This is a genomic window from Pectobacterium carotovorum (assembly GCF_033898505.1).
Classification (GTDB): Bacteria; Pseudomonadota; Gammaproteobacteria; order Enterobacterales; family Enterobacteriaceae; genus Pectobacterium; species Pectobacterium carotovorum_J.
The window spans coordinates 376,943-399,830 of sequence record NZ_JAXAFK010000001.1; the positions used below are offsets into that span (position 1 = coordinate 376,943).

The 22,888-nt window shown below is 50.8% G+C and carries 20 protein-coding genes and 3 pseudogenes; 17 read left to right on the top strand and 6 right to left on the bottom strand.

Annotated features, from left to right (window positions below; all coding sequences use genetic code 11):
* Window positions 1-24: 24 nt before the first annotated feature.
* Window positions 25-1,218, bottom strand: a complete 1,194-nt coding sequence (locus tag R9X49_RS01570; protein ID WP_319846946.1) for an efflux RND transporter periplasmic adaptor subunit — start codon at window positions 1,216-1,218, stop codon at window positions 25-27.
* A 165-nt stretch (window positions 1,219-1,383) separates the two neighbouring features.
* Here R9X49_RS01570 and acrR point away from each other — a divergent pair, with 165 nt between their 5' ends.
* Complete coding sequence (gene acrR / locus R9X49_RS01575; protein WP_319846947.1) at window positions 1,384-2,025, top strand: multidrug efflux transporter transcriptional repressor AcrR; 642 nt, start codon at window positions 1,384-1,386, stop codon at window positions 2,023-2,025.
* Window positions 2,026-2,060: 35 nt separating this feature from the next.
* Here acrR and rsmS read toward each other — a convergent pair whose 3' ends face one another.
* Entirely contained in the window at window positions 2,061-2,249 is a 189-nt protein-coding gene (rsmS, locus tag R9X49_RS01580; protein WP_319846948.1) for a pleiotropic regulatory protein RsmS, read from the bottom strand.
* A 42-nt stretch (window positions 2,250-2,291) separates the two neighbouring features.
* Complete coding sequence (priC, locus tag R9X49_RS01585; protein ID WP_319846949.1) at window positions 2,292-2,828, bottom strand: primosomal replication protein; 537 nt, start codon at window positions 2,826-2,828, stop codon at window positions 2,292-2,294.
* A 210-nt stretch (window positions 2,829-3,038) separates the two neighbouring features.
* Between priC and R9X49_RS01590 the strand changes: the two genes are divergently transcribed.
* From R9X49_RS01590 to hemH, 8 genes are all read left to right on the top strand, one after another.
* Window positions 3,039-3,434, top strand: a complete 396-nt coding sequence (locus R9X49_RS01590; protein ID WP_271874124.1) for a DUF454 family protein — start codon at window positions 3,039-3,041, stop codon at window positions 3,432-3,434.
* Window positions 3,435-3,651: 217 nt separating this feature from the next.
* Complete coding sequence (gene apt / locus R9X49_RS01595) at window positions 3,652-4,206, top strand: adenine phosphoribosyltransferase (protein ID WP_319848562.1); 555 nt, start codon at window positions 3,652-3,654, stop codon at window positions 4,204-4,206.
* 74 nt (window positions 4,207-4,280) lie between these two features.
* Window positions 4,281-6,353 (top strand): DNA polymerase III subunit gamma/tau, encoded by a 2,073-nt coding sequence (gene dnaX / locus R9X49_RS01600; protein ID WP_319846950.1) that lies wholly within the window; start codon window positions 4,281-4,283, stop codon window positions 6,351-6,353.
* 40 nt (window positions 6,354-6,393) lie between these two features.
* Entirely contained in the window at window positions 6,394-6,723 is a 330-nt protein-coding gene (locus tag R9X49_RS01605; RefSeq protein WP_010286242.1) for a YbaB/EbfC family nucleoid-associated protein, read from the top strand.
* Window positions 6,723-7,328, top strand: a complete 606-nt coding sequence (gene recR / locus R9X49_RS01610; RefSeq protein ID WP_319846951.1) for a recombination mediator RecR — start codon at window positions 6,723-6,725, stop codon at window positions 7,326-7,328. The genes R9X49_RS01605 and recR overlap by 1 nt, the downstream gene beginning before the upstream one ends.
* A gap of 179 nt (window positions 7,329-7,507) precedes the next feature.
* A complete protein-coding gene (htpG, locus tag R9X49_RS01615) occupies window positions 7,508-9,391 on the top strand; it encodes a molecular chaperone HtpG (RefSeq protein WP_319848563.1) in 1,884 nt (627 codons plus the stop codon).
* 264 nt (window positions 9,392-9,655) lie between these two features.
* Window positions 9,656-10,300, top strand: coding sequence for an adenylate kinase (gene adk / locus R9X49_RS01620; protein ID WP_225087244.1), 645 nt, complete (start codon window positions 9,656-9,658; stop codon window positions 10,298-10,300).
* Window positions 10,301-10,647: 347 nt separating this feature from the next.
* The gene (gene hemH, locus R9X49_RS01625) at window positions 10,648-11,610 is read left to right on the top strand and encodes a ferrochelatase (protein WP_319846952.1); all 963 of its coding nucleotides are present in this window, start codon (window positions 10,648-10,650) and stop codon (window positions 11,608-11,610) included.
* A gap of 108 nt (window positions 11,611-11,718) precedes the next feature.
* Here the strand turns inward: hemH and ybaL are convergent, their stop codons facing one another.
* Window positions 11,719-13,404: a YbaL family putative K(+) efflux transporter gene (gene ybaL, locus R9X49_RS01630; RefSeq protein ID WP_319846953.1), complete on the bottom strand. Its 1,686-nt coding sequence runs from the start codon at window positions 13,402-13,404 to the stop codon at window positions 11,719-11,721.
* A 668-nt stretch (window positions 13,405-14,072) separates the two neighbouring features.
* Here ybaL and ushA point away from each other — a divergent pair.
* Window positions 14,073-15,722, top strand: coding sequence for a bifunctional UDP-sugar hydrolase/5'-nucleotidase UshA (gene ushA, locus R9X49_RS01635; RefSeq protein WP_319846954.1), 1,650 nt, complete (start codon window positions 14,073-14,075; stop codon window positions 15,720-15,722).
* Between the two features lie 124 nt (window positions 15,723-15,846).
* Here ushA and R9X49_RS01640 read toward each other — a convergent pair.
* Window positions 15,847-16,065 (bottom strand): annotated as a pseudogene (locus tag R9X49_RS01640) (tyrosine-type recombinase/integrase); the annotation flags it as partial.
* A 12-nt stretch (window positions 16,066-16,077) separates the two neighbouring features.
* Here R9X49_RS01640 and R9X49_RS01645 point away from each other — a divergent pair.
* The 5 genes and pseudogenes from R9X49_RS01645 to R9X49_RS01665 form a co-directional block, all read left to right on the top strand.
* Window positions 16,078-16,278 (top strand): annotated as a pseudogene (locus R9X49_RS01645) (DUF2612 domain-containing protein); the annotation flags it as partial.
* Complete coding sequence (locus R9X49_RS01650; protein ID WP_319846955.1) at window positions 16,271-17,497, top strand: tail fiber protein; 1,227 nt, start codon at window positions 16,271-16,273, stop codon at window positions 17,495-17,497. The pseudogene R9X49_RS01645 and the gene R9X49_RS01650, both read left to right, overlap by 8 nt.
* Before the next feature lie 33 nt (window positions 17,498-17,530).
* The gene (locus R9X49_RS01655) at window positions 17,531-18,142 is read left to right on the top strand and encodes a tail fiber assembly protein (RefSeq protein ID WP_319846956.1); all 612 of its coding nucleotides are present in this window, start codon (window positions 17,531-17,533) and stop codon (window positions 18,140-18,142) included.
* 489 nt (window positions 18,143-18,631) lie between these two features.
* Window positions 18,632-19,399 (top strand): hypothetical protein, encoded by a 768-nt coding sequence (locus R9X49_RS01660; protein ID WP_319846957.1) that lies wholly within the window; start codon window positions 18,632-18,634, stop codon window positions 19,397-19,399.
* Entirely contained in the window at window positions 19,396-19,794 is a 399-nt protein-coding gene (locus R9X49_RS01665) for a hypothetical protein (protein ID WP_319846958.1), read from the top strand. The genes R9X49_RS01660 and R9X49_RS01665 overlap by 4 nt, the downstream gene beginning before the upstream one ends.
* Window positions 19,795-19,943: 149 nt before the next feature.
* Here the strand turns inward: R9X49_RS01665 and R9X49_RS01670 are convergent, their stop codons facing one another.
* Complete coding sequence (locus R9X49_RS01670) at window positions 19,944-20,180, bottom strand: DinI-like family protein (RefSeq protein ID WP_319846959.1); 237 nt, start codon at window positions 20,178-20,180, stop codon at window positions 19,944-19,946.
* A gap of 192 nt (window positions 20,181-20,372) precedes the next feature.
* Here R9X49_RS01670 and R9X49_RS23110 point away from each other — a divergent pair.
* Both R9X49_RS23110 and R9X49_RS01675 read left to right on the top strand, forming a co-directional pair.
* Window positions 20,373-20,456: pseudogene (locus R9X49_RS23110) on the top strand (bifunctional metallophosphatase/5'-nucleotidase); the annotation flags it as partial.
* 252 nt (window positions 20,457-20,708) lie between these two features.
* Complete coding sequence (locus tag R9X49_RS01675; protein WP_319846960.1) at window positions 20,709-22,754, top strand: discoidin domain-containing protein; 2,046 nt, start codon at window positions 20,709-20,711, stop codon at window positions 22,752-22,754.
* Window positions 22,755-22,888: the final 134 nt, after the last annotated feature.

Consider the following 22,888-nt stretch of genomic DNA (forward strand, 5'->3'; position numbering starts at 1 on the left):
TATACCGGCTCCTGTTAGAACGTCTTAAGACTTCGCGGGTTCTGCTGGCGCTTGTTGCGCCTGCTGATTTTCTTGAGCGACTTCTTTAGCCTTCACCTGCGCACCAGGTCTGATTTTTTGCAGACCCGTAACGATAACGCGATCGCCCGCTTTCAAGCCTTCGGTAACCAACCATTTGTCACCAATTGCTTTGCTGGTTGTAAGCGTGCGAGGTTCCACTTTATCGCCTTCCCCAACTACCATGGCGGTAGCCTGGCCACGTGGATCGCGGGTGACACCTTGCTGCGGCACTAATAAGGCCGTCGGGTTAACGCCGGAATCGAGACGCGCGCGTACAAACATACCAGGAAGAAGGTTGTGCTGTGGGTTAGGGAAAATGGCGCGCAGCGTGATGGAACCGGTGGTTTCATCTACCGTGACATCAGAGAATTCCAATGTACCTGCTTCGGTATATTCAGTACCGTTTTCCAACAGCAGGCGGACATTGGCTTTGCCTGCACTTTGTTTCAGCGTGCCGTTTTCCAGCTCTTTCTTCAGTTGCAGGAAATCATTGCTGGACTGCGTGACATCAACATAGATCGGATCGAGCTGCTGCACGGTCGTTAATGCCGTAGCTTGCCCGGTTGCCACTAATGCGCCTTCTGTCACCGTGGATTTACCCACGCGCCCTTCGATGGGGGAATTAACTTTGGTGTAAGCCAGATTGATTTGTGCGGTGTCTACTGCTGCTTTGGCAGCCTGAACGGCCGCATCAGCCTGACGAGAAGTGGCAACGGCCTGATCGTAATCCTGCTTGCTGACGTAGTTGGTGCCCAACAGCGGTTTATAGCGGTTAACGGTCAGACGGGCAATTTCTGCCTGAGCCTGTGCCTGAGCAAGTGACCCTTTAGCGCTGTTGTAGCTTGCCTGATAGGTCGCAGGATCGATTTGATACAGCGATGCGCCGGCTTTAACGTCAGATCCTTCAACGAAGTTGCGTTTGAGGACAATACCGCCAACCTGCGGGCGAACCTCGGCAATGCGGTAAGCACTTGTACGGCCCGGCAGCTCGGTCATGACATTTAGTGCTTCCGTTTTCAACGTAACAATACCCACTTCAGGCATCTGCTGCTGTGCGCCGCCTTGCTGATTATTGCCGCCATCACATCCTGCGAGCATTAAGCCGCCAGAAAGCATCAGAACTGCCGCCAGAGGCGTTAGCCCTCTGTTTTTGTTCATAGATAAACCTCAAGTGTCCGATTTGAAATTGACCAATGGATCACAAGCTCAAAAACCCATTGCTGCTATAGTCTTATGTTCGTGCTATGTTACATACATACTTGAATGTATGTAAATCTCACTTTCCTTCAAATACAGCGATATGGCACGAAAAACCAAACTATCATGGCACGAAAAACTAAAAAACAGGCTCAGGAAACCCGACAACAGATACTGGATACTGCGTTAAGAGTGTTCTCTGAGCATGGTGTGTCTGCGACTTCATTGTCTGACATTGCGACTGCTGCCGGCGTGACCCGGGGTGCTATTTATTGGCATTTTAAAAATAAAGCTGAAATTTTCGATGAGATCTGGGCGCTGGCAGAGTCAAAAATCAGTGAGTTTGAAATAGAGTATCAGACAAAATTCCCTGATAATCCACTCCGCGTAATGCGTGAATTATTGATTTATATGCTGCGTTTAACCGTTAGCGATACTCACTGGCGATCCATTCTGGAGATCGCTTTTCACAAATGCGAGTTTGTCGGTGAAATGTTGCAATCGTATAATGCACGCAAAGAGCTTTATCTTTCCTGCTACGTCGATATTGAAGAAAACCTGATTAAGTGCATTCACATGGGTATGTTGCCGACGGACATTCATCCCCGTCGGGCCGCGATTGCGCTGCGTGCCTATTTTTCCGGCGTGATGGAGAACTGGCTATTTATGCCGGAAAGTTTCGATCTCGATCAGGAAGCTCCGTCGCTGGTGGATGCTTTTATCGATATGCTGCATTTTAGCCCGGCGCTGCGTAAACCCGCTGAGTAAGCCGTCGCTGACGGCGCCAACGCCTCTGCCTCTTATCACTTAAGTAACTTCTCCTTAATAGAGAGTTCAGCGTCACTTTCCTCTTGTGAGCGTTTTTTCTCAAAGTCGGTACGTACAATCTCCAGAGCGGCCAGTGCAATACGTGGTTCGATCTGGTTTTCTTCCAGCAACATAATCAAATCGACCGCCAGCTTGATTTCGGGTGGGGCATTTTCAAGTGACATGAACCAGTTCCTCTTTTTTCTTTTCTCTGCGAAGCCGCTGCGTTATAGCCCTTGCTCCCGGCGTTCGATCTGGCGCTCCAGTCGCGACAGCGCCTGACGGCAGCGTGATAGTCGTCCTTCCAGCGCCGCCAGCTCTTTTTGTAGCCGCTGTTGCTCGCTGAAAAGCGTCTGCGTGACGAGCAGGCTTTCTCTATCCTGAATCATGGAGAGCAAGCGGCGTTCATAATCCTGATGTTCTGCCAGCTTGTGATACACATCTTCCGGCGGCGGGGCCGCATGTTGCTCCTGCCGGCGTAATGACTGCGTTGCCAGTTCGCGCTGCAGTGCGGCTATCTGGCTGACCAGTTTTTCTGCCAGAAATGCCACGCGCTCAGTGCGTTGCTCGGCGACCAGCTGTTTTATTGCATGCAAATTTTGCTCAACTTCGGCGTGATAATCCCGTAGTCGGGTGCCATAGCTGCTAAAAAGCTGGCGATCAAAGCGCGATTGTGGCACGGCTTTATCCGCCAGCGGTTCGAGTTCTTTCGCCAGCGTAGTAATTTGTTGTTCAAGCGCCTGCAGCAATCGGTGCGTGTTCACTGGTTTCCCTTACGGTAAGGCTGATGATTCAGCAAGTCGGCGCGTGGTGTATCGATAATCGTTAGCCAACATCGCCTTAATACACTGCATGAGGATATCTTAACTAATCCATCAGGCAAGGTAGTGATAAAGTGTGATGGACATTGTCGTAGACAAGACATATTGAATAGACAAAACATATTTGGTAGCGAGCAAAGTATAAAGGTGAATATGTATCGCGTGTTGCTGATTATATTAGGGTGGGTTTCCGTTGTGCTGGCAACGCTGGGTGTCGTGTTGCCTTTATTACCGACCACGCCTTTCTTGTTACTGGCCGCCTGGTGTTTTGCCCGTTCGTCTCCACGTTTCCACGACTGGCTACTTTACCGTTCCTGGTTTGGCAGCTATTTGCGCCATTGGCAGCAACATCGTGCACTGCCGCCGGGAGCAAAATGGAAGGCGGTTACCATGATTCTGTTAACGTTCGCGCTTTCGCTCTGGCTGGTCAAACTGGTGTGGGTCAGGATTTTGCTATTGGTCATTTTGGCTATTTTGTTGACCTTCATGCTTCGTTTACCCGTGATTGATCCAGAACAACAAACGCAGGGCGCGGATCCGAAAAGATAGCGTAAGCGGCAGCCTCTGTGACGGGAATACAAAAAATACGCACCCAGAGTGCGGATAGTTGCATTTATCCGTCACTTTGACTAGATTTGAGCGTTTTCGTGCGCGGGTCGCCATTTTCCTCTTTGTCATAATGCCTCTTCATCACGCCATACGATGATGAAAGCCTTGTGGTGACCGGCATTTGTATGTTCAGAACGTTTTATCAGGCACAACTATGATGACCGTAACAGCGCAGCAGCAGGCAGAATTAATTAAAAACAGTATCAAAAGCATCCCCGATTATCCAAAGCCGGGCATACTGTTCCGTGATGTCACCAGCCTGCTGGAAGATCCTGTGGCCTACGCAGCCAGTATTGAGATGTTGGCGAACCGTTACCGCAATAGCGGCGTGACGAAGGTCGTCGGCACGGAAGCGCGTGGTTTTCTGTTTGGCGCACCGGTTGCCTTGGCGCTGGGCGTGGGTTTTGTTCCCGTGCGTAAACCGGGCAAGCTGCCACGTCCGACAATCAGCGAAAGTTATGAACTGGAGTACGGTTCAGATACGCTGGAAATTCATGCCGATGCGATCTCTGCTGGTGATAATGTGCTGGTGATTGACGATCTGCTGGCAACGGGCGGTACGCTCGAGGCAACGGTGAAATTGATTCGTCGCCTGGGTGGTACGGTCAATGATGCCGCTTTTATCATTAATTTGTTCGATCTGGGCGGCGAGCAACGCCTGACCGAGATGGGTGTCACCTGCTATAGCCTGGTTGACTTCCCCGGACATTAATCATAACAGTCTCGCCGATAGCGGCGTGGCTGTGTTAGCATGATTGCCTCAATAACTCGACTGTTGCGGTATTGATGAGCTATCAGGTTCTTGCCCGTAAGTGGCGTCCCCAAACCTTTACCCAAGTTGTCGGTCAGGAACATGTCCTGACCGCGCTGGCTAACGGCCTTTCCCTAGGCAGAATCCATCACGCTTATTTGTTTTCTGGCACCCGTGGCGTCGGGAAGACGTCGATTGCCCGTTTGCTGGCAAAAGGGCTGAACTGTGAACAGGGCGTGACGGCAACGCCGTGTGGTCAGTGCGATAACTGCCGTGAAATCGAACAGGGCCGTTTTGTCGATTTGATCGAAATCGATGCCGCGTCTCGCACTAAAGTAGAAGATACACGCGATCTGTTGGATAACGTGCAGTATGCCCCCGCGCGTGGGCGGTTCAAGGTGTACTTGATTGACGAAGTACACATGCTATCGCGTCACAGTTTTAATGCACTGTTGAAAACGCTGGAAGAGCCGCCTCCACACGTTAAATTCTTGCTGGCAACCACCGATCCGCAGAAATTGCCGGTGACCATTCTGTCACGCTGCCTGCAATTTCACCTCAAAGCGCTGGATGTCGAACAGATTCGCGCGCATCTGGAACAGGTATTACAGGCAGAAAGTCTCGTCAGCGAACCCCGTGCGCTGCAGCTTCTGGCACGTGCTGCCGATGGGAGCTTGCGTGATGCGCTGAGCCTGACCGATCAGGCCATTGCCATGGGGCAGGGGCAGGTCACGACCGCTTCTGTCAGCCAAATGCTGGGCACGCTGGACGATGAGCAACCGCTGGCACTCATTGAGGCGCTGGCGAAAGGCGATGGTGCACAGGTCATGTCGCTGTTAGATCAGGTCGCGGCACGGGGTGTGGACTGGGAATCGCTGCTGGTAGAAACCCAGACGCTGTTACACCGCATTGCGATGGTTCAACTGCTGCCTGCGGCGTTGGGTGATGATTATGCTGCCGTTGAGGCCCGTATGCGAGATTTAGCGCGTGCGCTGCCGCCAGCGGACGTGCAGTTGTATTACCAGACGATGTTAATTGGCCGCAAAGAACTGCCTTTTGCGCCAGATCGTCGGATGGGCGTTGAAATGACGCTACTGAGAGCGCTGGCATTTCATCCCAGTCAGATTATTGCCGAACCTGTAGCACCAGTCAGTGCTGCGCCTGCTCAGGCTGCGCAAGCACCTGTTATTCAACCCGCTCTGCCGCAGCCCGTTGCCACGGCATCGACGAGGGTTCGTACGCCAGCGCCGCAGAACAATGAACCTCTGGCTGACGTACAGGCACCCACTTATTCTCCCGAACCACCGATGGATGCATCCGCGTATGTGCCACCGTTAGGGGAACCGCCTGCTTCAAGCGGTTCTGCTGAGCAGTATGGTGAGAGTGAACTGCCTGATGCGACTTCCCAGCTGTTACAGGCGCGCAGTCAGCTACTGCGAAAACAGGGGAGTACGCCACCAAAAAAGGCTGAACCGGCAGCGTCTGACAACACGCGGCCGGCAACCTCAGCGCTGGAGCGATTGGCTTCGGTGACTGAGCGCAGCATTCAACGGCAAAACGCGAAAACGTCTCCTTCTGAGCCTAAAAAACCGGAAGCGTATCGTTGGCGGGCGCAAAACAAAGTCGATGAAGAAAAGGTCGATGTGGCGACGCCAAAAGCGCTGCGTTCGGCGTTAGAGCACGAAAAAACACCGGAACTGGCAGCACGGCTGGCGGAAGAGTCACTGGAGCGGGATACCTGGGCGGCGGAAATCCATCGCCTGACGCTGCCAAAGCTGGTACAACAGCTAGCACTCAATGCGTTTAAAGAGAGCGAAGAGGCAGGCAAAGTCCATCTGCATCTGCGCTCATCCCAGCGACATCTGAATTCGCCCGCGGCGCAAAAGACGCTGGCGGACGCATTGACGGCGCACTACGGGCATCCTGTAGAATTACTGATTACTGAAGACGACAATCCGGCGGTGCGGACGCCGCTGGAGTGGCGTCAGGCTATTTATGAAGAAAAACTGGCGCAGGCGCGCCAGTCAATTCTGGCCGACACTACGATTCAAACGCTGCGGCGTTTCTTTGATGCGGAACTGGACGAAGAAAGTATCCGCCCTGTTTAACCGCTGCGAGTGCGCAGCCCGACGTGATAGAGAGAAAACTATGTTTGGTAAAGGTGGAATTGGCAACCTGATGAAGCAAGCCCAGCAGATGCAGGAAAAAATGCAGCAGATGCAGGAAGAAGTGGCGAATCTGGAAGTCACGGGCGAATCGGGTGCGGGTCTGGTGAAAATCACGATCAATGGTGCGCACAACTGCCGCCGTGTTGAGATCGACCCAAGCCTGATGGAAGACGACAAAGAGATGCTGGAAGACCTGATCGCCGCGGCGTTCAACGATGCCGCTCGTCGTATCGCAGAAACGCAGAAAGAGAAAATGGCAGCGGTTTCCAGCGGCATGCAACTGCCGCCGGGCTTCAAGATGCCGTTCTGATGCAGACCAGTCCGCTTCTTGAATCATTGATGGAAGCGCTGCGCTGTCTGCCGGGCGTTGGGCCCAAATCGGCACAGCGCATGGCGTTTCAACTGCTGCAGCGTAACCGCAGCGGCGGTATGCGTCTGGCGCAGGCGTTGACGCGGGCGATGTCCGAAATCGGCCACTGTAGCGATTGCCGGACATTCACCGAGCAGGACGTTTGTGCGATTTGTTCGAATCCGCGCCGCCAGCAAAACGGGCAGATTTGCGTGGTGGAAAGTCCGGCGGATATTCAGGCTATCGAACAGACAGGGCAGTTTGCTGGCCGTTACTTTGTGCTGATGGGACATTTGTCGCCGCTTGATGGCATTGGCCCGGACGATATCGGTTTGGGGCGGCTGGAAGAGCGCCTGCAGGTGGAATCGATCAACGAAGTGATTCTGGCAACCAACCCGACAGTAGAAGGCGATGCTACGGCGAACTATATCGCTGAACTGTGTGCGCAACACGGTGTGATGGCCAGCCGTATTGCCCACGGTGTTCCCGTTGGCGGCGAGCTGGAAATGGTTGACGGCACAACGCTGTCCCATTCACTCGCGGGACGCCAGCCTTTCCGGTTTTAATCTGTCGGCTGCCAGCGTCATTATCTGGCAGCCGCAGTCTTGCTTTCCCTCTCATCGCACCGTTTTCTTTTTCCGCTGAAATTTACCCCTTGAAATCACCCTGGTTTATCCCCACTTGTTACTTATCGTCAGTTTAATCAGCCTGAATAATATTAGGATTGAGGTAAGCAACAATGAGTATGAAAGGCCAAGAAACTCGCGGGTTCCAGTCCGAAGTTAAGCAACTCCTGCATTTGATGATCCATTCGCTCTATTCCAATAAAGAAATTTTTCTGCGTGAATTGATTTCCAATGCCTCCGATGCGGCAGACAAATTACGTTTCCGTGCGCTGTCTGCACCGGAACTGTATGCGGGCGATGGCGACCTGCGTGTGCGGGTATCTACGGACAAAGAAAAACGCACGCTGACGATTTCTGATAACGGCATCGGCATGAGCCGTGATGAAGTGATTGATAATCTCGGTACGATTGCGAAATCCGGCACCAAGGCGTTTCTTGAATCGATGGGTTCCGATCAGGTTAAAGATAGCCAACTGATTGGCCAGTTCGGTGTGGGCTTCTACTCTGCCTTTATCGTGGCGGATAAAGTGACCGTGCGTACCCGTGCTGCGGGTGCAAATGCCGATCAGGGCGTGTACTGGGAGTCTGCCGGGGAAGGTGATTACACCATCGCCGACATCACCAAAGACGATCGTGGAACGGAAATCACTCTGCATCTGCGTGAAGGTGAAGATGAGTTTCTCGATGACTGGCGTGTGCGTTCCGTCATCAGCAAATATTCTGACCATATCGCGCTGCCGGTAGAAATTGAATCCCGGACGGAAAGCGAAGAAGAAGGCGGTGAGTCCACTGTTAGTTGGGAAAAGATTAACAAGGCGCAGGCCTTGTGGACGCGCAGCAAATCAGAAGTCAGCGATGATGAGTACAACGAATTTTATAAACACATCTCCCATGATTTTACCGATCCGCTGAGCTGGAGCCACAACCGCGTGGAAGGTAAGCAGGAATATACCAGCCTGCTTTACATCCCTGCCCGTGCACCGTGGGATATGTGGAACCGCGATCATAAACATGGCCTGAAATTGTACGTTCAGCGCGTCTTTATCATGGATGACGCCGAACAGTTCATGCCGAACTACCTGCGTTTTGTTCGCGGCCTGATTGATTCCAACGATCTGCCATTGAACGTTTCTCGTGAGATCCTGCAGGACAGCCGTGTGACGCAAAATCTGCGTAATGCGCTGACCAAACGTGTGCTGCAAATGCTGGACAAACTGGCGAAAGACGACGCGGAAAAATACCAGACGTTCTGGCAGCAGTTTGGTCTGGTACTGAAAGAAGGCCCGGCGGAAGACGGCAGCAACCGTGAAGCGATCGCAAAACTGCTGCGCTTTGCCACCACGCAATCCGACAGCTCTGCGCAGACGGTGTCGCTGGAAGATTACGTTAGTCGGATGGTGGAAGGTCAGGACAAGATCTACTACATCACGGCAGACAGCTATGCGGCAGCGAAGAGCAGCCCACATCTGGAGCTGTTCCGTAAGAAAGGTATCGAGGTATTGCTGTTGTCCGAGCGCATTGACGAATGGATGATGAGCTACCTGACCGAGTTCGACGGCAAATCCTTCCAGTCTGTCAGCAAAGCGGACGATACGCTGGACAAACTGGCTGACGAAGAAAACGATGCGCAGAAAGAAGCACAGAAAGCGCTGGAGCCGTTTGTTGAGCGTGTGAAAACCCTGCTGGGCGAGCGCGTTAAAGACGTGCGTTTCACCTACCGTTTGACTGATACACCTGCGATTGTCGTGACGGATGCGGACGAGATGAGCACGCAGATGGCGAAACTGTTCGCCGCGGCGGGCCAGCAAGCGCCGGAAGTGAAGTACATTTTTGAACTGAACCCGGAGCACGCGTTAATTAAACGCGCAGCTGACGTGTCTGATGAAGCGGAGTTTGGCGAATGGGTCGAACTGCTGCTGGATCAGGCTCTGCTGGCTGAGCGTGGGACGCTGGACGATCCGAACCTGTTCATTCGTCGTATGAATCAGCTGCTAAGCGCCTGATAGTGATACCTTCCAGACCCCGGTGGTAACCGGGGTCTTCCCTCTCATTTTTACGCTTCCTTCCGTTATTGCGCGTTTCTTCGTCTACACTGAATGGCACATTGGGCAGACGGCAAACCGTATTTTTGGGTATCAGGCTTTTTTTCGTCTGCCTGCGCGTTGCTGAAGCGAGCCCGTTCCTTGAGCATAAGCGTCTGGAATGGTATGGTTTAGCGTTTTTTCAAATTTATTTTATAAATATTACATAGCAAGGGGATTTACGCGATGCGTATTATTCTGCTGGGCGCTCCGGGCGCAGGCAAAGGTACTCAGGCTCAATTCATCATGGAAAAATACGGTATTCCGCAGATTTCCACGGGTGACATGCTGCGTGCAGCGGTAAAAGCCGGTACTGAATTAGGCAAGCAGGCTAAAGAAATCATGGACGCGGGTAAACTGGTCACTGATGAACTGGTCATTGCTCTGGTTAAAGAGCGCATCGCCCAGGACGATTGCCGTAACGGTTTTCTGCTGGATGGCTTCCCACGCACCATTCCGCAAGCGGATGCCATGAAAGAAGCAGGCATCAATGTGGATTACGTTATCGAATTTGCGGTTCCTGACGAACTGATTATCGATCGTATCGTCGGTCGTCGCGTCCATGCGGCATCCGGTCGTGTCTATCATGTAAAATTCAACCCGCCTAAAGTTGAAGGCAAAGACGACGTGACAGGCGAAGAGCTGACTATCCGTAAAGACGACCACGAAGATACCGTGCGTAAGCGTCTGGTTGAGTATCATCAGCAGACGGCACCACTGGTTTCTTACTACCAGAAAGAAGCGGATGCGGGCAACACGCGTTATTTCAAAGTAGAAGGCACGCGTAAAGTGGAAGAAGTTCGCGCAGAACTGGAAACGATTCTGGGCTAATTTTCCGCTGCAAGTCCCACCTTGTCACAGAAATGCCAGACGACGGTCTGGCATTTTTTCGTTCTGAAATCCTCGCTTGCTTTGTTTCCTCTATTGATAGCATCGGCGTTATCCCTAGTATCTACCCGTATTTGTTTAGCTTTTTTTCGCTACAATATACCCGTCATACTTCAAGCTGCATGTTCGTTGGCTTCCCTTGCTCACCCCAGTCACTTACTTGTGTAAGCTCCTGGGGATTCGTGCGGTTGCCGCCTGCCTGCAACTCGAATTATTTAGGGTATAGACACTTGATATTACGCACGGGCGGGCTGAAAGAAAGCCTGCTTCTCCATAAAAGGAAGACGGCGATGAAACAAGAGAAATACGGTGTGCTGATGGTGAACTTAGGGACACCCGATGCGCCGACGTCGCAGGCGGTGAAGCGCTATCTGGCTGAGTTTTTAAGTGACCGCCGTGTGGTGGATACGCCGCGTCTGCTGTGGTGGCCGTTACTGCGCGGTATTATCCTGCCAACCCGCTCGCCGCGAGTGGCGAAGCTCTATCAATCGGTGTGGATGGAAGGCGGATCGCCGCTATTGGTGATTAGCCGGCGACAGCAGCAGGCGCTGGCCGCGCGAATGCCGGAAACGCCCGTTGAGCTGGGCATGAGCTATGGTTCGCCCAGCCTGCGTTCAGCGCTGGATAAATTGTTGGCGCAGGGCGTAACGCAACTGGTGGTCTTGCCGATGTACCCGCAATACTCCTGCTCAACAACCGCAGCGGTGTGGGATGGGCTCGCGGCACAGCTGCGTGATAATCGTCAGCTGCCTGCGATTCGCTTTATCCGTGATTATGCCGAACATCCTGCTTATATTGCGGCGCTGAAGCACCGTGTCGAGCAGTCTTTTGCCGAACATGGTGAACCGGACAGGCTAGTGATCTCTTATCACGGTATCCCCGTGCGGTATGCCAATGAAGGCGATGACTATCCGCAACGCTGTCGGGCGACTACGGAGGCGCTGATTGCTGCGCTGGGGCTGCCGGAAGGCAAAATAATGATGACCTTCCAGTCGCGTTTTGGCCGTGAACCCTGGCTGACGCCGTACACGGATGAAACGATGCAGGGGCTGCCCGCGCAGGGCGTTAAACATATCCAGATTATGTGCCCGGGTTTTGCGGCTGACTGTCTGGAAACGTTGGAAGAGATTCAGGAACAGAACCGTGAAATTTTCCTGCATGCAGGCGGAGAGGCTTTCCACTATATTCCTGCGCTTAATGACGATCCGCTGCACATCGATCTGCTGGAACAGTTAGTGAGTAAAGCAGAGTAGGGACGAGGTTGCCTTGTCTGATGATGTTTGAAGGCATGGCACACAGCGTAAAAAAATGGCGGGCTTATATTTGCCCGCCATTTTTGTTTGTCTCTAACGTGTCGCTATTTAGATAGGGCACGCCTGAGGTGCAGGAGGGAGATCATCCAGCTTCAGTAACGTGATCATGCTATTGGCAATTTCCCGCTCGCCCATTACCACCTCGTTGGCACCGTGCTCGGTAATGTAGCTGACTTCATCGTCATAGTGCGCGCGGGCGATAATCTCCAGATCGGCACGCTTCTCACGGGCTGCCGCGACAATTTCCCCAGCTTCATAGCCGTTCGGAATCGTCAGCAATAACCAACGGGCACAGTCCAGACGCGCAATGTCCATGATTTCAGGTTTGGTCGCGTTACCCAATACCGCTTTAATTCCCTGTTCACGCAAGGCATCAACGCGGGTACGAGAATTCTCAATGACCACGATGGGAATGCCAGCCTGATGCAGTTTGGCACCAATCAGGCTACCCACGCGACCATAGCCGACCAGCAGCGCATGGTTGCACATATCGACAGGAATCTGTTTCTCTTCCTCAATCGCTTCTTCCACGATCTGCTCTTCAATGGTTTCATGCTTCGCCAGATAGCGCTCAAGCAGCGTAAACAGCAGCGGGTTTATCATGATGGAGAGGATGGCGCCGGCCAGTACCAGATTCCGTCCCTCTTCGGACAGCAGCCCCAACACAATGCCGAGCCCGGCCAGAATAAAGGCAAACTCTCCGATCTGCGCCAGACTGGCGGAAATCGTTAATGCCGTCCGTTTTGAGTGGCCAAAGAGTCTAACCAGCACGAAAGCGGCGGCTGACTTACCGAACACGATAATGGCCAGCGTGATCAGCACGGAAATGGGGTCGTTCAGCAGGATCATCGGATCAAACAACATACCGACAGAAACGAAGAACAGGACGGCGAAAGCATCGCGCAGCGGCAGCGTATCGTGCGCCGCACGCTGGCTGAGTTCTGATTCGTTCAGTACCACGCCAGCGAAGAAGGCGCCCAGAGCAAAGGAGACATCAAACAGTTTCACTGCGCCGAAGGCGATACCCAGTGCCATGGCTAACACCGCCAGCGTGAAAAGCTCGCGTGAACCGGTGCTGGCGCTTTTTGCCAACACCCACGGTACCAGACGGCGACCGACGACAATCATCAGGGTGATAAACGCAATCACTTTACCGATGGTCCAGGCCAGATCGGCCAGCAGTTTGCTGGTGTCGGCATGCTCAGCGCCGATCATGTCGCCGAAAGCTGGCAGCAGAACCAGCGTCAGCACCATCGCCAGATCTTCCACAATCAGCCAGCCGATGGCGATTTGACCGCGCTGGCTATCAATAAGCTGTCGTTCCTCCAGCGCGCGTAGCAGCACCACGGTACTGGCGGTGGACAGACAGAGGCCGAAAACCAGGCCGCTCGCCAGGCTCCAGCCCAGCATGGTGGATAACCCCATTCCAAGCAGCGTCGCCACGGCAATCTGGGCTATTGCGCCAGGAATGGCGATGGACTTTACCGCCATGAGGTCTTTCAGCGAGAAGTGCAGGCCGACGCCAAACATCAGCAGGATGACGCCAAGTTCAGCCAGCTCTGAGGCCAGTGACGTATCGGCGACAAAGCCAGGGGTAAAAGGACCGACAAGTACGCCTGCGGCAAGGTAACCAACAAGGGGAGAGATTCGCAGGCGGTTTGCCAGAATGCCAAGGAGGAAGGCAAGAACCAGCCCTCCAGCGATAGTAGAAATTAGCGGTGTTGCAGCATGCATCCCAACTCCTTGTGCCATAGGTGAAACGTAATTGAGCGGATTTACCCTTCTTGCCTTGAAGCTACAGCGTGGTTAGCGGCGCTTACGTACCCTTATCACTCTTATAGATGTACCGAAAAGCGTATTGGATCCGTTCGTTTGCTGTCTGGCTGCAACGCCAATTATTCTGGGTATACACAAATTCTATTGCATATAGCGAAATGTTGCTTGGGTAAAAGTGGTATTTTATGAAAAATATCAGTTTCTCCAGCTAAAGGTAGTGTAACACAGATTTCGGTATGGTTTCTCGCGATAAGCATTGATAAACATGCGTAATTATTCTGATAGCATGATGTTCTCGGCGCTAATGCCTTACTGCTTTTCTGTGTATTCAGCGGAATAATTTTATCTGTCGGTGTAAAACACCGGAAAACAGAGGATAAACGGTGTGATGCCGGGTTATTCCGGTGAAGCATCCATATTAGCAAGAGTTCGTGACGGCACGACGACAGCGCCGGGTCTGCGAGCGATCACTATAGCGACTATACCTCAGCTGATTTTGTCGGCTATCGCACATTGCTGACGGGCGGGGAGAATGTGCTTCGCGCATTGTTCATCTTGCTGTGCTAATTTGTGTGGTGAATTTCTCAGTGGTTCCACTGCGTCTTTAAAATAAACGGAGATTTATCATGCGCTTTTCAATAAAAGCTCTGGGATGTGCGATGGCGGTATCGCTGGCACTAACGCCTGTTATGTCAATGGCTTGGGAGAAAGATAAAACATACGCCATCACCATTTTGCATACGAATGACCACCACGGCCACTTCTGGCATAACGACCACGGCGAATATGGGTTGGCGGCGCAAAAAACGCTGGTCGATCAGATTCGTCAGGAAGTGGCGAGTAAAGGTGGCAGCGTACTGCTGCTTTCCGGCGGTGATATCAATACTGGCGTGCCTGAGTCCGATTTACAGGATGCGGAGCCAGATTTTCGTGGTATGAACATGGTTGGCTATGATGCGATGGCGCTTGGCAACCACGAATTTGATAATCCGCTGTCTGTCCTGCGCCAGCAGGAGAAATGGGCAAAATTCCCGCTGTTATCGGCCAATATCTACCAGAAAAGCACCAATCAGCGCTTATTTAAGCCTTATGCCCTGTTCGACAAGCAAGGTGTGAAAATCGCGGTTATCGGCCTGACAACGGACGATACGGCCAAATTAGGCAATCCTGAGTATTTTACCGATATCGAATTCCGTAATCCTTCTGCGGAAGCGAAGCAGGTTGTTGAGCAATTGCGTAAGAGCGAAAAGCCAGATGTGATTATTGCTGCGACGCACATGGGACACTATGACGACGGTAATCATGGTTCCAATGCGCCGGGCGATGTAGAAATGGCGCGTAGCCTGCCAGCTGGATATTTGGACATGATTGTCGGGGGACACTCGCAGGATCCGGTCTGTATGGCGCAGGAGAATAAAAAACAGGTGGATTATGTACCGGGTACGCCTTGTGCTCCCGATCGCCAGAACGGCACCTGGATTGTTCAGGCGCATGAGTGGGGGAAATATGTCGGTCGGGCTGATTTCACATTCCGCAATGGTGAATTGAAGCTTGAGCATTATCAGCTGATTCCAATCAACCTGAAGAAAAAGGTAGAAAAGGACGGCAAGACCGAACGTGTTTTCTATACGCATGAAATCACGCAGGATCCTGACGTCATGAAAATGCTGACGCCGTTCCAGGAAAAAGGGCAGGCGCAGTTGGGCATCAAGATCGGCAGTGTGAAAGGCAAACTGGAAGGCGATCGCAGTCAGGTGCGTTTCCGTCAGACGAATCTGGCGCACGTGCTGCTGTCGGCGCAGCTTGAGCGTGCTGAGGCGGATTTTGCCATTATGAGTGGCGGTGGCGTACGTGACTCAATTGAATCCGGTGATATCACCTATAAAGATGTGCTTAAGGTTCAGCCTTTTGCCAACACGCTGGTTTATGTGGATATGAAAGGCAGTGATGTCGAGAAATATCTGGCCGTCGCGGCGAATAAAAAGGTGGATTCCGGCGCCTATGCGCAATTCCTCAACGTCAGTTTGACGGCGGACGGGCAGGGCGTACAGAACGTGAAAATCAAAGGTGAACCATTGCAGGCAGATAAAGTTTACCGCATGGCAACGCTGAACTTTAATGCGATGGGCGGCGATGGCTACCCGCGGCTTGATAATCTGCCGGGCTATGTGAACACCGGCTTTGTCGACGCTGAAGTGCTGAAGCAATATATCGAGAAGCATTCACCACTGGACGCAGAAGCCTACGCGCCGAAAGGTGAAATTGTTTATAAGTAACTAATAATCATGGCGGTTTTTGTCTCTTCGCTGGTGGCGAAAACCGCTGTTTTTTCTCGTTCTAAAATTCTTCTGCAAAACCCCTGCAAAACTCTTCTGCAAAACGGTACGTAATTTAAGCTATTTAAACGGCGATGGTGATCCATTCCTTGCCTCTATCATCGTTGTACCTGTCGGTCATTGACTGATTCTTATGACCCAGCAGGGCTTTGGTATCGACGCCTTGCTTCCGGTATAGTCGCTCGGATAATGAGCGTTGCTCATGAAATGTTGGTGGCGATCCTTCACTCCATGTTAACCCGCTGGTGTCGCGTGCCTCGCTGAACGCTGACGTAATGGTTTTATCCTTTATGTCCCCTCCGCGTGTATTGATTCCGTTTCGCGTGAAATATTGGCAGTCATCCGACAGGGGTATTTAACAGTAAAAGCCGCAGGCGTTTTTTCAGGGGAAATTCTGTATCCGTCAGTCGGAAATCAGTTTTTCGGTTTTGACATCGAAAATGAATACATCGCCGGGTTTGATCAAGGCGCATGGGAGACATCACTAAATGGCTAACAATGAATTTAAACCGTTTGCGACAGCGGCGGGTGCCAACGTTACATCACAATCCGAGTGGGAAAGCCTGCCAGCACTGTTTAGCGGATTCACATCCGGTAAGGCGTCATCAGCGCAAATCAATAAAGCGGTCCGGCAGGCCTCTGTAATTGCGTCTGTCGTGGCTCAGTTTATTGCAGATACGAATGATGCCGACGTATTAGATAACGGGAATATCGCAGCGCTAGAGCAGTCGCTATTGCTTGCCCTACAAAAGAACGCCGCCAGTAACATTCCCGTCGCATCAACAACGGCCGCGGGGATTGTGCGACTCAGTAGCGCCACAAACAGCGATGCTGAGACATTAGCTGCGACACCATTCGCTGTGCGTTCCGTAATGCAAAATGCTGACGGGCGGCTAGCAAAAAACCAGAATGGTGCAGACATACAGGACAAAGTCGCGTTTGCTAAAAACGCTCAGGTCCCTCATCTGGGCAGTTCATGGATCGAGTTTGGCGGCAGTTCTGGCAATTGGACGACATCACAATTCATTGATTTTCTGAATTCGTTGGGGGCGTTCGATCATCTGTATTTCGTGTGTGCTGGCACATGGAGTTTTTCAGCAAACAAAAAAATCAGCGATACGAACTGTGGGCATATCGAGTTGGCTGGTGCTGTTGTTGAGGTTTTTGCAAGTCGATTTAATCTCCGTACGGTGCGTGTCACAACGATGTCATCATCCAGTGACCCTCTGGCAATACAGGGACAGTTCGTTTATGTCGAGTCGGAAACACCAGGCTCAGGCGAGTGGCGACGTGAATTTAATACTAAAAATCTCACGGCGAATGATATTGGTGCCGTCCAAATTAGCGAGATCGTCGGGATGCCGCAACCGTGGCCACTCACAACCATACCGTCAGGATGGTTGCCGTGCGCCGGCCAGTCATTTGATACGTCAGCATATCCGATTTTAGCGAGCCGATACCCATCAGGAATACTGCCAGACCTCCGTGGTGAATTCATTCGCGGTTGGGATAACGGGCGCGGCGTTGACCCTGCCCGAACCAATCTGTCCGGGCAAGCGTTTGCAACAGAGTCACACACACATGCAAGTGGATCGCTCGAAGTCGGGAGTGGAACGCCGTTGTATGTCGGAAAAGGGCTGCAAGATGGAGGAGGAAATTTGTACTCCCGAACCGGCGTTAATAACAACGCTGGTACTGAAACCCCGCCCCCGTAACATTGCATTTAACTACATCGTGAGAGCAGCATAATGAAATATTCAGCACAAGTTAAAACAACAGAATTGAACGAAAAGGGGCTGGCTGTAGAATCTGGCTGGGTCACTGTTTATCAGGTTAATCAGGTAACCCGTGAATACCTACAGGCAAATTATGAGTTCCTGATGCGCGGTGTCGGGGTGTCTGCCGGAAGTTATGTTGATGAACCAGAAATGCCAGCGGAAGGAAAAGCACTGTGCCGCTCTGCTGACGGAAAAAGCTGGGAGCACATTCCAGATTATCGAGGGGAGCGAGTTTACAACACTGAAACCCGTCTTGCGCATTATGTGACGCAACTGGGGGAACTGCCAAGCGACGTAACCTTGCTGGCTCCAGCAACAGAGTTTGACGCGTGGAACGGCAAAAAATGGGTGACTGATGTTGCTGCACAGCAGGCCGCGGTGGCAAAACTGGCGCAACAGCAACTCGCATCACGTAAAGCTATCGCGGCAGCGCGCATTAATGAACTGACGTACGCAGTAAATCTTGATATTGCGACTGACGCAGAGAAAGCAGCGTTGATCGAGTGGCAGCGGTATGCGGTGCTATTGAGTCGCGTCGATGTTAATGCTGCTGCTATTGGGTGGCCTGAACAGCCAGCGTGATTAGTGATTACGCAAAAAACGACAGACGCCCGGCGATAATGTCGAGTGCGTCTTCTAGTGCCGGAACGGGATCAATATGAATCGCTGGCGCGTCAGTTTCGCCGATGCGTACAGCGACATAGTGACCAGAGTCTTCAATGATTGCGTATGAGTTGATAGGTCAACATTCATGGCATTGGCTGAGTCAATAACACTGTAGTTTGGGTCGAGAATCAACTGAGCAGATTCACGCTTAAATTAGGGACTGAAACGTTTTCTCATTGTGTCACCAGTGTTGTTATGAGGTGAAGGATATCACCTCATAACAGGTAGCCAAATTCATTAAACCACTACATTACGGCTCATTAAAACCTCTCTTTTTTACATCGTTTTTTCTCAATATCCCGTGACAACCACCAGTTAACTGTTAGAATCATCTATCATGATTCACGGTTGTGAATTGCTATAAAAAAATAAAAAACCATTAATTTCAAAGAGTAAAATTATAAAATGCAGGCTCAGCCCAAGACCAAGCACGAAGAGCTGCTCAATACGCTACTATCCTATATAGATTCAAACACTCTGTTGGATGAGTCTCTTGCCTCTGATATTCAGAGAGATATCAGAGCACTACCTGAGACTTCGCGCTCTTACTTAACAGCGTGGCTCATGGTTGCACTCGGTAAACACGATGATGCAGTTGAGTGGTTCAAAGATGCCATGGTAACTTCGGGTGAAAATGCTTCAATTGTCGCTGGGAATTATGTGGGATACCTAAGTTGCTCTGCTCATAATCTCTTTCACAGAGAAGAAGTGTTTCGTTTATCCGAGATTTACTTCACTCAACGAATTAGAAAAATGGCTAGAAACGCTGCGTTTTGCATTGGTAGCGAAAGACTTGTAAAACGATACACAGTCATGCTCAAAGCATTACTTGATGGTGATGAGCGTGAAAAAATTGAGCGGGAGGGGGCTGAAATGGTGAATACTATTCTAGAATTCAAACAGGCCACAAAGCTTACTACGTCTGAGATTCAACACCTGTGCGATGCTGCAGAAAAAATTGCGAATGACAACGGCATAAATTGTGTTGGCGTCGAGTACTTCCTCACTGGAGGTTATGACAACGCTTTAATTCTCTTCGCCGCGACTAAGGACGCCGACACTCTAACTACTCTGAACCTTGAGTTAATTAGTTTACTCGCTGATGATGCTTACATTGACCGCCCATTCACATCGTGGTTTAAAAGTTCAGAGCAAGAAGGACTTGAGCTATGAGCGTAGTCGGCCAGGATTTCATTAACTTCGCTGAAAAGTGCCTCGCCGATGGCGATGAGATTGGTTTTAGAAATACCGTTGGTCGAGCCTATTATGGCGTCTACCATGAAATTTGCAGCAAGCTTGAACACTGCTATGTACTCACCTCCCATGAGGGAGTTCGTGAGTATCTTATGAGAGAAGCTCAATGCAAGGCAGAGCCTTTTGATAAATCCGAGCTAAAAAAAATTGGCGCATTCCTACATCATCTTCATGTGCAGCGTAAATGGGCCGACTATCAACTAACGCGTGACATGGATAAATCTGATGCAGAGGCCGCCTTGAACGTAGCTAAAGAAGCTATGGCTAAAATCAAGGTCACGCACGAGACGGTATATCCACCGTCGGCAGAATAATTCAAATCTTACTAGAACCCGCCACGGCGGGTTTTTACTGCCCGGAGAAAAACGCAGATCGTCGTTCCGTGATAATTAATAATTTCCATGATTTCACTATACCGATTGAGATAGAACAATCAGCCTATCATGTGAATTTTTCCGTGTAATTAGTCGATCAACCAATCATTGGACTCATCGAACATTTCTTCCACGACGCGAGCAATGATCGCTTTATCAGATTTGCTTGCGTCGGTATTGATGCCGTTCGCCTGCATCGCTTTTGCTTTCACTGCGGCATCTGGAAAGACTCTGTGAACTCGCTTTGTTAGCTCGCCTTCAATTAGTGAGTGAGCATTGCGGATACTGGAAACGTTGCGCTTATCGTAGACTAGTTCAACAAACATTGCGGGATACCTCTTCATAAATAACTGTGTTTATATACAGTAATTCATTGCAGGGATGCTGAAAAGGGGTTCTGCAAAACTATTTTTTATTACATGGATATCAATAGGTTACAAAATCGAATGTTATCTATTTTTTTGTGATTAAAATAGGCGGTAACGTATTATATAACAATGGGTTACATAATTAGTTTCCGCCTACTGAAGCAGTATATCGAGAAGCACTCTCCGCTGGATGCGGAAGCCTACGCGCCGAAAGGTGAGATTGTTTATAAGTAACAAATTGTTTATAAGTAACAAATAGTGATGGCGGTTTTTGTCTCTTTACTGATGACTGAAACCGCCATTTTTTCTGTGCGAGCGCTTAGAGGCGGTGCTGCATGTAAGCCGCACATGACAAAAATGAATTGAATCTAATTTTCTGATTTAATTGATTAAATAATCTTACGTTTAGTAAAGTGCTTTAAAATAACAGACCAGCCAAATACGCGATACTCCTGATGCACCCTCACTAACGGAGTAGTCGGTACTATGAAAAACGTAAATATTGAAATCAACGTCTGTGGCAGCACGGGAAAATCAACATGTGCTGTTAATCCCCCAATTCAGATCAATCCTCACACCTGCTGTCATGTGGATACGGATAATCAGTGCGAGCCGCAACCTGGTGTGTCCGGGGTTTCTTCTGTATTCGGGCGCACCGGTGTCGTGATCGCACAAACCGGTGACTATACGGCCGATCAGATTACCGAAACTGCCACCAGAACCTTTGCCACGCCGGATGAAAAAGCGGTCTGGAATGCAAAGCAGGATGCATTAATCTCTGGCACCACTATCCGCACGCTCTTTGGGCAATCACTGCTGGGCAGCGGCGATGTCTCACCAACGCTGGCACAAATGGGGGCTGCGGCTGTCGGGCATACCCATACCACAGCGGAAATCACCGACTACACGCAAAAAACGAAGCAGCTCATCCGTTCCTCGCTGGAAGCGGGGGCGGGCGTGACGCTGAGTTATAACCCGGTGAATGAGAAAACCATTATCAGCGCGACGGGTGGTTCGGGTTCGGGTACGGGCGGTTCAGGTTCGGGTACGGGCGGTTCAGGTTATATCGTTGCCGATCGTCAGGGCGCAACGGCGGGGCAAAATCATGCGTTCAGCATTAGCCCACAAAATACGTTTAATCTCGCGGCGTATGCGCTGAAAGAAGTCGCAGGCGCGGCGAATCAGACTTATGTGGTGGATGATTTCGGCGTGTCTAGCGAAGAGAACTACAACGTAACTCATGCTGCTGTGTTTGATAACACATTACGTCCCTATGTCGGAAAGCTATATAACTTGGCGAAATCCGGTAATTTTTATTCGTCACCAATCAAATCAGACGGTGAAAGCATTGAAATTGATGCTGTTAATAAAACGCTGATTCCTGTGATGACAGCAAATAATAGTTCAGTTGGCTACACGGTTGACGCATCGTCCGAGTATTCAACGCAATACGCGGCGTGGACAGCATTCAACGGAACGTTAAATCGATACTGGGCATCCAAAACGGTACCAACAGTGGCTAACCCACATTGGTTGCGTATTACTATGACGGTTCCTGTATTGATTGATACATACAGAATAACAAACGAAAACCTGAATCCTGGGCCACTCAGCCCGAAATCGTGGATGTTTCAGGGGAGTAATGATGGTACAACGTGGAATACGTTACATACGGTATCTAATGATACTCGTGATGGGAGGGGGGCGGTTCGAGAATATACGTTCACCAATGACACGCCGTATTCATCATTCCGTATTTTAATAACCGAGCACAATGCTGGCCCGCATGTCCAAATAGGGGAGCTTGAAATATTCCGCAGAGAGCGACTATTGATTAACGGCAGTGATGGAAAATGGTATTCAGCGAACAATGGGATATTAACATCGATCCCTGCGCCATCTGTGGCGGAAGATTTTTATGAGACTGGTTTTTTGTCATCTGGCGTAATCCCCGAATCCTCTTTGTCAGGAATACAGCCAGTAACGATTTTTTCATCAAAAAATATTGATGCAAAAGTGCTATATACACCGCATCCTCAAATTGCCATACAGAAAACCCTGGCGAGCGCGGCGTTATGGTCACAAATCAACTCCGCAGTGCTGACAGCTACGCAGACGGGAAATGGTAAAGTGCGTGTCGCTGTCACGCGGGACTTAGTGAACTGGCATGTGTGGCGGAGCGGGGCGTGGGTTGATGTGGGGGCACTGTCAGCAGATACGGCGGGCGCAACGAAACTGATCGCCGACGGTATGACGCCTGCTGAGTTTGGCGCTATTACGGCGGCACAGTGGACACAGCTGTTTTCATCCAATAACGGGGTGCCGGATTCGCTTGCCTTTGCCTTCGCGCTTGATATCACTGATCCGGTAACAGATGTTGCGACCATTGACCGACTGGTGCTGAACGTTAATGACGTGCCCAGTTGGAAAGTACAGTCTCCTGCGGAAGTGGAGATCCGCTGGCGCACCGATAGCGTGACATTCCGCACTGCGACGGCAGGTAATTACAAACTGGCGTACCAGATGCCGTAATTTGTCTCCTGATTTCTCTATTCTATTGGCCGTGTACATCGCGGCTTTTTTTATTCTGGCTTTTATAGAAAAAGAAATTATAGAAAAGGAAACTGTAGATTAGTAAAGCGCTTTAAAATAATACCCCGGTCAAA

Excerpts from the sequence above, each read along its gene's own strand:
- R9X49_RS01570 (WP_319846946.1), bottom strand. The coding sequence starts at position 1,218 with ATGAACAAAAACAGAGGGCTAACGCCTCTGGCGGCAGTTCTGATGCTT.
- acrR (WP_319846947.1), top strand. The coding sequence starts at position 1,384 with ATGGCACGAAAAACTAAAAAACAGGCTCAGGAAACCCGACAACAGATA.
- rsmS (WP_319846948.1), bottom strand. The coding sequence starts at position 2,249 with ATGTCACTTGAAAATGCCCCACCCGAAATCAAGCTGGCGGTCGATTTG.
- R9X49_RS01590 (WP_271874124.1), top strand. The coding sequence starts at position 3,039 with ATGTATCGCGTGTTGCTGATTATATTAGGGTGGGTTTCCGTTGTGCTG.
- apt (WP_319848562.1), top strand. The coding sequence starts at position 3,652 with ATGACCGTAACAGCGCAGCAGCAGGCAGAATTAATTAAAAACAGTATC.
- dnaX (WP_319846950.1), top strand. The coding sequence starts at position 4,281 with ATGAGCTATCAGGTTCTTGCCCGTAAGTGGCGTCCCCAAACCTTTACC.
- R9X49_RS01605 (WP_010286242.1), top strand. The coding sequence starts at position 6,394 with ATGTTTGGTAAAGGTGGAATTGGCAACCTGATGAAGCAAGCCCAGCAG.
- recR (WP_319846951.1), top strand. The coding sequence starts at position 6,723 with ATGCAGACCAGTCCGCTTCTTGAATCATTGATGGAAGCGCTGCGCTGT.
- htpG (WP_319848563.1), top strand. The coding sequence starts at position 7,508 with ATGAAAGGCCAAGAAACTCGCGGGTTCCAGTCCGAAGTTAAGCAACTC.
- adk (WP_225087244.1), top strand. The coding sequence starts at position 9,656 with ATGCGTATTATTCTGCTGGGCGCTCCGGGCGCAGGCAAAGGTACTCAG.
- hemH (WP_319846952.1), top strand. The coding sequence starts at position 10,648 with ATGAAACAAGAGAAATACGGTGTGCTGATGGTGAACTTAGGGACACCC.
- ybaL (WP_319846953.1), bottom strand. The coding sequence starts at position 13,404 with ATGCATGCTGCAACACCGCTAATTTCTACTATCGCTGGAGGGCTGGTT.
- ushA (WP_319846954.1), top strand. The coding sequence starts at position 14,073 with ATGCGCTTTTCAATAAAAGCTCTGGGATGTGCGATGGCGGTATCGCTG.
- R9X49_RS01650 (WP_319846955.1), top strand. The coding sequence starts at position 16,271 with ATGGCTAACAATGAATTTAAACCGTTTGCGACAGCGGCGGGTGCCAAC.
- R9X49_RS01655 (WP_319846956.1), top strand. The coding sequence starts at position 17,531 with ATGAAATATTCAGCACAAGTTAAAACAACAGAATTGAACGAAAAGGGG.
- R9X49_RS01660 (WP_319846957.1), top strand. The coding sequence starts at position 18,632 with ATGCAGGCTCAGCCCAAGACCAAGCACGAAGAGCTGCTCAATACGCTA.
- R9X49_RS01665 (WP_319846958.1), top strand. The coding sequence starts at position 19,396 with ATGAGCGTAGTCGGCCAGGATTTCATTAACTTCGCTGAAAAGTGCCTC.
- R9X49_RS01670 (WP_319846959.1), bottom strand. The coding sequence starts at position 20,180 with ATGTTTGTTGAACTAGTCTACGATAAGCGCAACGTTTCCAGTATCCGC.
- R9X49_RS01675 (WP_319846960.1), top strand. The coding sequence starts at position 20,709 with ATGAAAAACGTAAATATTGAAATCAACGTCTGTGGCAGCACGGGAAAA.